The organism is Rhizocola hellebori, assembly GCF_016862955.1.
Classification (GTDB): Bacteria; Actinomycetota; Actinomycetes; order Mycobacteriales; family Micromonosporaceae; genus Rhizocola; species Rhizocola hellebori.
The window spans coordinates 1-9713 of the sequence record NZ_BONY01000155.1 but is presented as its reverse complement, the minus strand read 5'-3'; the positions used below and the strand labels follow the sequence as shown (position 1 = coordinate 9713).

The window sequence follows — 9713 nt, the reverse complement described above, 5'->3', positions numbered from 1 at the left end:
GACACCGGCGCGGCGCTGCGGGGGTATCAGTGGAGGAGCCAGCGGAGGGCGTCGGGGAGGAGGGTGCCGCAGTGGTTGGGATTGTGGCCGCCGTCGCCGAGGACCAGACGGAAGTCGTAGCCGGATTCGGCTAGCGCTGCCGCCACCCGCAGGTTGCTGGCTAGCCAGTTGTTGTCGCGTTCGTTCCACTGAAAGTCGCGATGCGCGGCGTGCATGAAGATGCGTAAGGGTTTGCGGGTCGTGGTGGCGATGAGCTCCGGGTAAGGGTTGCCGCCCGGCATCTGGACGAAGCTGCTCACCGAACAGAAGACGCGCTGGAAGCGGTCGGGACGTAGCCATGCTGCGGTGAAAGCACAGTTGCCACCGCTGCTGCCGCCGCAGATCGCCCACCGCGCCGGGTCGTCGGTGATGGCGTAACGTGACGTCACCTGCGGGATGATTTCAGTGAGCAGAAAATTAACGTACCGATCGTCGAAGGCGTCGTATTCTTCGTTGCGGTTCTTGGGTTCCGCCGCGTCTTCGAAGACACCCGGATCGACGAAAATCGTGATAGTCAGCGGTATGTCGCCGCGATGGTGAAGGTTGTCCAGCACGATCCCGGCCCGGATGGCGCCCTGCGGGTCGAGATAATACATCCCGTCCTGAAAGACCATGAGACTAGCCGGTTCCGCACCGTCGTACTGCGCCGGAACGTGCACCCAGAACTTGCGAGAGGTCCCGGGATAGATGGCGCTGGCCGACCATCCAAACTCGACCAGCGCCCCGACCGCAACCCCTGACTGAACCACGGAATCCGGCCCGTACAGATACCGAACATCCGACAGGTCAACAGCCAGCGACCGATACGGCAACTCCACACTCACCCGAACACCATACGCGCTGGCATCACCACCCCTCGATCCAGATGTTGCGGTAGCGCACGTTGGCTCCGGCGTCGCCGTGGTCCTGCAGCTTGATCGGCCCGGCCGTGGGGCCTTCCGCGGCGCCGCCACCGGTAGGCCCGTTGATGGCCACGTTGTTGTGTACGGTGGCGCCGTTCCACACCACGGTGACTCTGGCGTCTTCGGTTTTGGCTCCGGCAGCGTCGAAGCGCGCCGCCCGGAACAGGATGTCGTAGGTCTGCCAGGTCAGCGGTGCCGTGGCCCGGTTGCTGTCCGCCGCCTTTTGGTGTAGATCGCTCCCGCTTCGGTGTTGTCCAATGAGGTGTCGCCGAACGAGTCAAGCACCTGCAGCTCGTATCTGTTCTGCAGGTACACGCCGCTGTTGCCGCGGGCCTGTCCGGTGACCTCGGGCGGATAGCTGGGTTCATACCATTCCACGTGCAGCTTGAAATCGCCGAACGTCTGCCGGGTCTGGATGTCGCCGCCCAGCGACTCGACGGAACCGCCCGCCATCGGCCAGGCCGCGGCCGCGCCGGCGGAGGTCTGCCACGACAACAGGTCGTCGCCGTCGAAGAGCTGGATGCGGTTGACGACACCGGCGTTGAGCGACCAGCTCTGGCTCGCCACCCCAGCATATTGCCAGATATGGATTTGGGTACCGTCGGCGGAGCTGCCGGCCAGGGCATCCATCACCTTGCCCGACTGCGGGTTCAGCAGGGTGCCGTTGGGTTGTGGCTGCCATACCTGTGATCCGGTGCCATTGCACGCGTAGAGCTGAACCAGGGTGCCGTTGGCGGTGGCGCCGCCGGCCACGTCGAGGCACTTGCCCAGAACCTGGAGTGTCTGTCCAACCCGGACGAAGCGCTGGGCGGAGGTGCCGTTGCAGGTCCACAGCTGGATTTTGGTGCCGTTGGCCGTGCCCGCGTTGTTGACGTCCAGGCACTTGCCACCTATCCCGGTGATCGTGCCGCCGCCCGCGGCGCCGGCGGCGAGCGTCAGCGAGTCGAGGTTGACATGGCCGGTGTCGCCGGAGTCGTATTTGTAGGCGATGGTGTTGGCTCCGGCGTTGAGCGTCACGTTTTCGGTCTGCGTCGCCCAGGTGTCCCAGGTGCCGGTGCTGGCCAGACTCACCTGTTTGGTTTTAACGTTATTGACGTAGAGGCTGACTGTCTTGGTACCCACAAAAGGATTGGGGCCATTGGAGAAGCGCAACCCGGCCTGGTAGACGCCGGCCGACGAGGCGTTGACGGTGAACGTCGTCGATGCGCCGGCGGTGCCGTAGCCGGCCACGAAACCGCTGCCGGAATATCCGGTGTGGTCGGTCATCACGGTGGCCCCGCCCGCCAGAGTGGCGTTCTCCGCCTCGTAGGCGCTGCCTGGTATGGCGTTGAGGGTGTACCAAGCCTCGGTGCTCCACAGCGACTGCCCTGTGGTGGAGGTGAACGGGCGAGGCGAACGCAGATACACCACCCGGCCCGATTGCAGCCCGGCGATGGTCAGGGTGACCTTCTTGCCGTCGGGGGACAGGACGGCCGAGGTGACCGAAAGCGTTTGCTCGTCGACCTTGGGGCCGCCATAGCTGGAAGTTGGAACATAGCGCCATTGCTTGGCCGTGTAGTGCGAGGCCAGGTTCGCCGCTGTGCTCGCGGAGAGGGGCTGGGTGTATTCCAGCTCGAAACCGGTTGGCAGCGCTCGCATGGCGAGGATGTCGAAGGTGCTGTTGGCGTTCGGGGTCAGTTTCTGCAGACCGAAGGAGAGTTTGCCGTCCTGGCCCCAGTTGCCGCCGCCGTGCAGGCCGCCCACATAGATCGCGCCGTCGGGGCCGAGGCTCACCTCGGAGACGCCCGCCTCCAGCCCTTGCGTGAGCCGGAACAGGGCGCCTTGGTATTCGCCGTTGACCTTCTCCAGGTAAGCCCGCTGCAACCCGCCATAGGTGACGTCACCCATGAGTACCTGTCCGGCGTAGATGCCTTGGGACAGCAGGACCGGGGTGCTCGGTGAGTTGGCGATTTCGTTCTGCGGCATGTAAAGCACCGGCGGCGTCACCGGGTTGGCGTCGAACTGGCCGGCCGGAGTGGTGTAGTGGTTGAAGAAGCGGCCAGGCTTGATGTGCACCAGTTTCGACGAGGGCAGCCAGCCGCCCTGGTTGTCGGTGACGAACAGGCCGCCCTCCGGACCCCACCCGATCCCGTGCGGGGTGCGCAACCCGCCTGCGACATAGCTCACCGCGCCCGTGGTGCGGTCCACCTTGATCGAGGTGCCCCGGTTCGGCGAACCCTGCGGGACGGTGGTGGCCCCGCCATAGTCGATGGACACCGACAGATTCAGATAGAAGAACCCGTCCTGATAAAGCAAACCGAAAGCGAATTCGTGGAAGTTGCCGTCGAAAGGCCACGTCGCCACCGTGCGGTAGACGTCGGTGACACCATCGCCGTTGGTGTCGTTGAGTTCGGTCAGCCGCGACTTCTCCGAAACGTAGATCTTCCCGTCGACTATCTTGAGCCCCATGGGTTCCTGAAGCCCCGAAGCCACCCGGGTCCGCGTCACCTGAGCCGGGCTGGTGTTGCCGGTGACGTTGCCCAGAATCCACACCTCACCGAGCGTGTTGAGCGAGCCGCCCCAGGTCGACAGCGCTAGACGCCCATCGGGGAACCAGTCGAACCCGGTGACCTGAGGCTCGAAACCGGCGGGACGCAGGTTGGTCAGCGTAAAACTCGGATGCACCGAGGTCAGCGGAAGGCCGTCGCCGGGGGAGTCGAGGATGCCTTCGCACTCCTTGCGGCCTGGGGCGGTGACCCGCACGACGCCCGCATCGGTGCTCAGCACCGAGTTGGGCACCGGCACGAACGAGGACGAGCCCGGTGTGCGCCAGTCCAGGGTGATCTGCTGCCCGCCCTCCCGCTCAAAATGCTCGATCCGCAGGGCGTGGTAGCCGGTGCTCAGCGTGACCGTGCCCTCCATCGGGGTGGCCCCGTGCAGCCCGTCGTGGTTGATGACCACAGCGTTGTCGATCAGAAGCCGGGACCCGTCGTCGCTGGTGAGCCGGAAGGTGTAGCTTCCGGCCTGAGCAATGTTGACGTTGCCGATGACGTGCGCCACGAAGTAGTTGTCAAACCCGAAGTCGCTGACCGCCGACCAGTTGATAGTGGGCATCAGCCTGTCCACATTGGGGGTTTGGCCGGGCTTGATGGTGCAGATCTGGGAAAGCGCGATCTGTACATCGAACACCCGCAATGTCACGCCGGGTTCTTGGGGCGGCACCGCCTGAGCGGAACCGGGAACGACAGCCACCGTCGCCGCCGTGATCAGTGTCGCCAGGGCCAGCCTGAGCCTCATCGCTTCTCCTTTGCGCGGGGTGCGATGAAGCAGCACGACAGACGTCGTCAGGCGATGCCACCCTCACCGGACCACAGAAATATCAGGTCATCTATGCGACGGTGGCATCGCCGAATGGCCGACTGTCGTGACGGCCACGATAAGAAACTTTTTCACCCCTGTCTATAACTGGAATGACCGAACGACCGAACTGGCCTGAATGGACCGGGCGATAGCGTTAGCGCGCCGAAGGGTGGGCCATGGGTGTTTTTCACAAGCCGAGGACGATTCGGCTGCTAGCTCGCACGCCGCAATCCCTTTCGTGGCGGGTATTCTTGCCTGCCGTCGTACTACTGGCTATAGGCGTGTCCTTGGGCTTCTTCAGCTTCGGCCTCTATGAGAGCACGGGTCGCAATTCGCAGCCCATCGAGGCACTCTCCCTCACCGTGGCCGTGCCGGTGGCGACGACCTCGATATCCACTCACCTCACTGTGGATCTGCTGGACAAAGAGCACAAAGAGACTGGCCTATATCTGGATGTGTTGGCGCGTGTGCCGCTGCCGGTGCATGATGCGTTCCTCAGGCTCTGGGTTCGCGGCCAGACGCCCATAAGGTGGTCGGAGGGGCAGGTTCTCGACCACAGCGATTGGACCTACGACGGCAGGCAAGAACGGATCTTGCGCCTCGCCACGTACCAGGAGCGTGCGTCCGATTGGTGGGATGATCTTAACTGCCCGGATCAACCTCTGGACGGATACGTGGCTGCTGGAGCAGCGGGGAGAACGCACGTTGGCTCGGCTGCCCAGCCTCGATCCGGAGTATTTCATGGAGGATGGGGCTGTCGCTCCCGTCGTCCAATCGATTGACTTGACCGGTCCTGAGCCGGTGATCAACCCAAAGCTTGTCCATCGAAGCACCAAGGAGATCAGCGTGCTCGCCCTGTGGTCCGACGCTCGGGTGGAGTTCGCCAATCCGGCGCTGGCCGATGTTGACTACCTACATTGGAAAACGACCAAGACGGAATCGGATCCGGTGACGCCGTTACGGCCACGGGTGACGTTTGTTGACGATGGCCGAGCCGCGCAAGTGGAGAATGCTATTTTCTCAGCCGGTGTGTGGGCCGGCCTCGCCGCCGCGATCGTGATCCTGGCCGTGGAGCGATTCCCGTGGGCGGCTGTGCGGGCCGTGGTTCGGCAGAGAAGGGTTAGCCGCCGATGGCGGCGGGAAGTTGATCGTGCCCGCAAACGCCAACTGCCGTGAGCGGGAGATCATCCCCGGGCGGCGATCAGGACGCGGTTGCCGTCCGGGTCGCGCACCTCCGCCATCCGCTCGCCCCAAGGCTGGTCCGCCGGCTCCTGAACGATCTGCACTCCGCCGGCGCTGAGCAGGGCGATGGCTGCATCGCAGTCGCTGGTGTACACCCAGAAGGCCACCCGATCATTGGTCATGGCGTGCGTTTTGTCGTCCACGGCGATGCCCAGACTCGATCCCCCGATCGTCAGCGAGACGTAGTCCGGGTCCCCCTCGGGCGGGAACTGGTAGGTCACCCGCGCGCCGAGCAGATCGCGATAGAAGCCCAGTGCCTTGGCCATGTCGGCAGTGGACAGAATCGGGAACAACTCGTCGAACATTGAGTCTCCTTAGTTAATACGAACGACCGTGTTTACCTGCGCCTCATGGGCGATAGCGTTTAGCCGGCGACGTGAATCCACCCTCCTAGGAGATCACAGTCCTCGCCCGGTGCGCGGGGCGCGCCGTCGAGCTTCTCGCCTTACATGTAACTATGTGAATGTTATGGTCGGCCTTCATCAATCGGAGACGCTGTGTGGCGCCATCGGATCAGGAGCTTGGTGCTGCGCTGGCTGATGGTGCTGGCTCTGGCCGTCACCTTGAGTACCTTGACGTTCCTTGTCGGCCAATGGCTCATGCCACCGCTGCTGCTATGGGCTGGTGCACACGCCGGGTTCCGCGGCGGTGCCGACCTGGTGGGCGCGGCCCGCGCCTTTGGCCCGCTGGGGATAGCGAGCCTGACCGCCACCGCTGCGGTGGCGGCAGGACGTGCTTGGGCGAGCAGAGCAATAGCCGTGGAAAGCGGCGCATCAGCTGCTAGGGAGAGATTGGTGTTCGGGGTCATCCCGCCGGTCGCCTGGTATTTCCAGCCCCGCCCGAACGAACAGATCGCGTTACGGCGAGCTTTGACCACCGGCGGCGCGGCACTGGTGGCATTGCCGGGCATGCGCGGCGTGGGCAAGTCGCAGATCGCCGCCGCCTATGCCCGCGAGTGCATCAAGTCCGGGTTCGGGCTGGTCGCCTGGATCAATGCGGAATCCGGGCCGACTGCCGACCTGGTTCGGTTGCTTGAAGTCCTGGGTCTAGGGCCGGCACATGAAGATCAGCTCACCCATGAGGCGCTGGTTCACCGTGTTCGCTCGGTTCTTGAACGCCACGATGGATTGCAGCGACTGATCGTCTTCGACAACGTGGAGGATCCCGAGGACGTACGCGAGTACCTGCCGACCACAGGAACGACAAAGACCATCATCACGAGCAATCATCGCGAGTTTGTGAGCATGCCGGGAATCACCGCCATTCCGGTAGACACCTTCACGCACCAGCAAGGCAGGTCGTTCCTCGCCGCGGCTACCGGCTATCCACATGGCGCTGACGCCGATGAGATCGGCCGCGAAATGGGCTGGCTGCCGCTCGGCCTGGCCCAAGCAGCCGCGTACATCACCCACAACGGACTCACCTGCCGTCAATACCTCGACGCGCTGGCCGAGCACGATCTCGATGAGACGCTCATGCAGCAGAAAGGCGCAGACCATCCAGGCGTGTTGAGAGCGACCGCCATGACGTTGGCCAGGCTGCCGCAGGAGGACTCGTCGGGCTTCACCAATAAACTTCTGGTGGTCTTGTCGATCATGTCGCCGGATGGTGTGAAACGTGAGCTGCTGACCGGTTCGGCGGCGCAGTCCGCGTTCGGGGCCGATGGCACCGCCATCGCCCGGGCGCTGCGGATCCTTGCCAGCTGCTCGCTGATTGCCATCGCTGCTTCGGTCTCACTCGGGCGTGCGGGTCAAACGGGTACCGACACGGCAACGGTGACCATGCACCGGCTCATCGCACGGGTGGTTCGCCACCGCGCCGGTCAATCGGATTCGACCGCGCTCGTCGAAGCTCGCCAACAGGTCCATCGGCTGTTGGCAGCCGCACGTCCTCCGGAGGTAATCGTCATCGACGACTGGCGTTCGTTGCCGATCTTTAGAACGCTATGGCCACATCTCGACTCCTGTGCAGCTTTGAATAGCAGCGATCGAAATGTCAGGCAGCTCTTTGTTGATCTAGCGCGTTATCAATGGTTAGTGGGCGACTATGTGCCGGCGCGAAGCCGTTGCGAACTCACCATCCGCGCATGGACTGATTGGCTTGAGTCGGGAGCGGACATTCCAGATCGCAAAGACCTTCGTGAACAAGTCTTGGCGATGCGCTTTAACCTCGCCAACATCGTCCGAGGACTCGGTGATCTCGCAGGCGCCCGCAGCATTGATGAGGCGGTCTTGGCCGAGCAACGGGTCCTGCTCGGACCGGCTCATCCGCACACGCTGCTGAGCGCGGGAGGATTGGCGGCAGATCTACGTGGCCTGGGCCATTATCGGCAGGCGTTGAGCCACGACACCGAGACTTACGCCACATGGCTCGACCAGTTCGGTCGGTCCCATCGGCGGACCCTGACCGCCCAAAGCAACCTTGCTGTCAACTACCGCCTTCTGGGCGACTTCCGCGCAGCCCGGCGCTTCGATGCCCAAGCATTTCAATTGTGGCGGGCATTTTATGGCCCCGATGACGCGATGTTCAGCGCCGCCAACTTGGCTCGCGACGTGCGGGACGCGGGCGCGTACCGGCAATCGGTAAGGCTACTGCGAGAAGTCCATCGGAACGTTGCCAGTCGTGCCGAAGGCCGCCCGTGGCGCGAGTCCGAGGTGTTGTGGAGTCTCGCGGTCTCGCTGCGCCTGGCCGGCGACGTCCACGAAGCGGTTCGGCTGCTCGAATTGGCGTTGAGCGGATTTGAGTCCAAATTGGGTGCGGAAAGTCACCAAGCAGCGGCGTGCCGGCTGAGTTTGGCGGTGGGTTGGCTGGCGATGGGCGATAGGCGCGCCACGCCTGAATTGCAAGCGCTGTTGACCCGCTACACAACGAAGCTTGGTGCCAAGCACCCGCTCACGCTGGCATGTCTGAGCAATCTCGCGGTGGCCGAGTACCTCTTCAATATTGGTGAGCCGGAATCTTCTGCACAATCGGCTGCTGCAGCTCTTTCCGAGGTGCTCGGTCCCGAGCATCCACACGCGATCGCGGCCTGCAACAACCAAGCCGTCGTCCAGGCGACGACCGGCCATGAGATCGGTGCCCGGCGGCGGCTTGCCGAGGCGACCGCACGGGCCCAGCTGAAGCTCGGCACCGACCATCCGGATGCGCTGAGTTGCCGGGCGAACCTCCTGCTCGCGGAGAAGCTGTCGGGCCGCTCAGAGGCCGATCGAGAGCTGGCGGAGGTGACCGAGGAGCTGGGCCGTCGCCTCGGGACTTCGCATCCTGTTGTCCTAAAGCTCCGCAAAAACGAATATCTATGTCAGACGATCGATCCGCACTCATATTGAGTGCAGTTTCGGCGACGCGGCCATCAGCTGGGGTCGTCTTGACGGGTTTTCGCGGCTACGCTGCGCCTCGTGCCTACCTCCAAGGACCTGTTCGAGTTGTTCTTCATGGGACCCGGGCTGATCTGCATACTGGCAGTGATCGTCATGGCGGCCAGCTCGCTGTGGAAGGCACGCCGCAAGCAGAAAACAGATCCGGCCAGTGCCGCACAACTGCGCCAGGACGCCGACCGGGCCTTGCGTTTCGGGCGGCTGCAGGAGGCGACCGAGCTGAGCCAGAAGGCGGTGGCGGCGGCCAGCTCACACAACGACCGGTACCTGATAGCGGTCGCCCATCTGACCTACGGCAAGGTGGCCGCCCGCGCCGGCGACGACGAGACGGCGCGGGAGCAGTTCGAGCTGGCGCGCCAGCACGCCGACCAGGCGGTGCTGGCGGCATTCATCCGGGCGAATCTGAGCCTGGTCCTGGGCCGGCTGCGAAGGGTGCCCGAGGCGCTGACCATGGCCACCGAGGCGGTGGCGGCCCAGGCTGCCATCACCGACCCGGAGGCCAGGCCGGGTGCGGGCTGGGCTCACGTGGCCCTGGCCTTGGCCCAGACCGACTCCGGTCAGGACGGCCGTGAGGCGGCGCTGCGCGGGCTGGAGATCTTCCGGGAGATCGAGGCCGAGCAGGCCCGGCCGTGGGGCGAGTCGTCTGCGTTCGCGTGTTACGCCACCGCCTACGCCATGCGGGCCACCCGCGACTCCAGTGCCGCCTGGTACGCGGCCGAGGCGGTCGCCTCGTTCAGCCGGCTGCACCTGGACGTCCCCAGCCTCTACGAACGCCGTCTCGCCGACGCCAAACGCCTCGAGAAGGAGCTCGGGCAGT

5 protein-coding genes and 1 pseudogene are annotated in these 9713 nt (G+C 64.3%); 3 read left to right on the top strand and 3 right to left on the bottom strand.

The window, feature by feature from the left end; all coding sequences use genetic code 11:
• Positions 1-26: 26 nt before the first annotated feature.
• Entirely contained in the window at positions 27-863 is an 837-nt protein-coding gene (locus tag Rhe02_RS48705; RefSeq protein ID WP_203915418.1) for an alpha/beta hydrolase, read from the bottom strand.
• Between the two features lie 22 nt (positions 864-885).
• Positions 886-4217, bottom strand: a pseudogene (locus Rhe02_RS48700) (3-keto-alpha-glucoside-1,2-lyase-like domain-containing protein).
• Positions 4218-4916: 699 nt separating this feature from the next.
• Between Rhe02_RS48700 and Rhe02_RS48695 the strand changes: the two are divergent.
• Positions 4917-5456 (top strand): hypothetical protein, encoded by a 540-nt coding sequence (locus tag Rhe02_RS48695; protein WP_203915417.1) that lies wholly within the window; start codon positions 4917-4919, stop codon positions 5454-5456.
• Between the two features lie 8 nt (positions 5457-5464).
• Here the strand turns inward: Rhe02_RS48695 and Rhe02_RS48690 are convergent, their stop codons facing one another.
• Positions 5465-5827, bottom strand: coding sequence for a VOC family protein (locus tag Rhe02_RS48690; RefSeq protein ID WP_203915416.1), 363 nt, complete (start codon positions 5825-5827; stop codon positions 5465-5467).
• Positions 5828-6046: 219 nt separating this feature from the next.
• Between Rhe02_RS48690 and fxsT the strand changes: the two genes are divergently transcribed.
• Positions 6047-8848 carry an FxSxx-COOH system tetratricopeptide repeat protein gene (gene fxsT / locus Rhe02_RS48685; protein ID WP_203915415.1) on the top strand — a complete coding sequence of 934 codons (2802 nt, stop codon included), beginning with the start codon at positions 6047-6049 and terminating at the stop codon, positions 8846-8848.
• Positions 8849-8917: 69 nt separating this feature from the next.
• On the top strand, positions 8918-9713 hold a 796-nt coding region (locus Rhe02_RS48680), incomplete at its 3' end, for a tetratricopeptide repeat protein (protein WP_203915414.1).

Coding starts and splice junctions, on each gene's coding strand:
- Rhe02_RS48695 (WP_203915417.1), top strand. CDS start 4,917: ATGATCTTAACTGCCCGGATCAACCTCTGGACGGATACGTGGCTGCTG.
- Rhe02_RS48690 (WP_203915416.1), bottom strand. CDS start 5,827: ATGTTCGACGAGTTGTTCCCGATTCTGTCCACTGCCGACATGGCCAAG.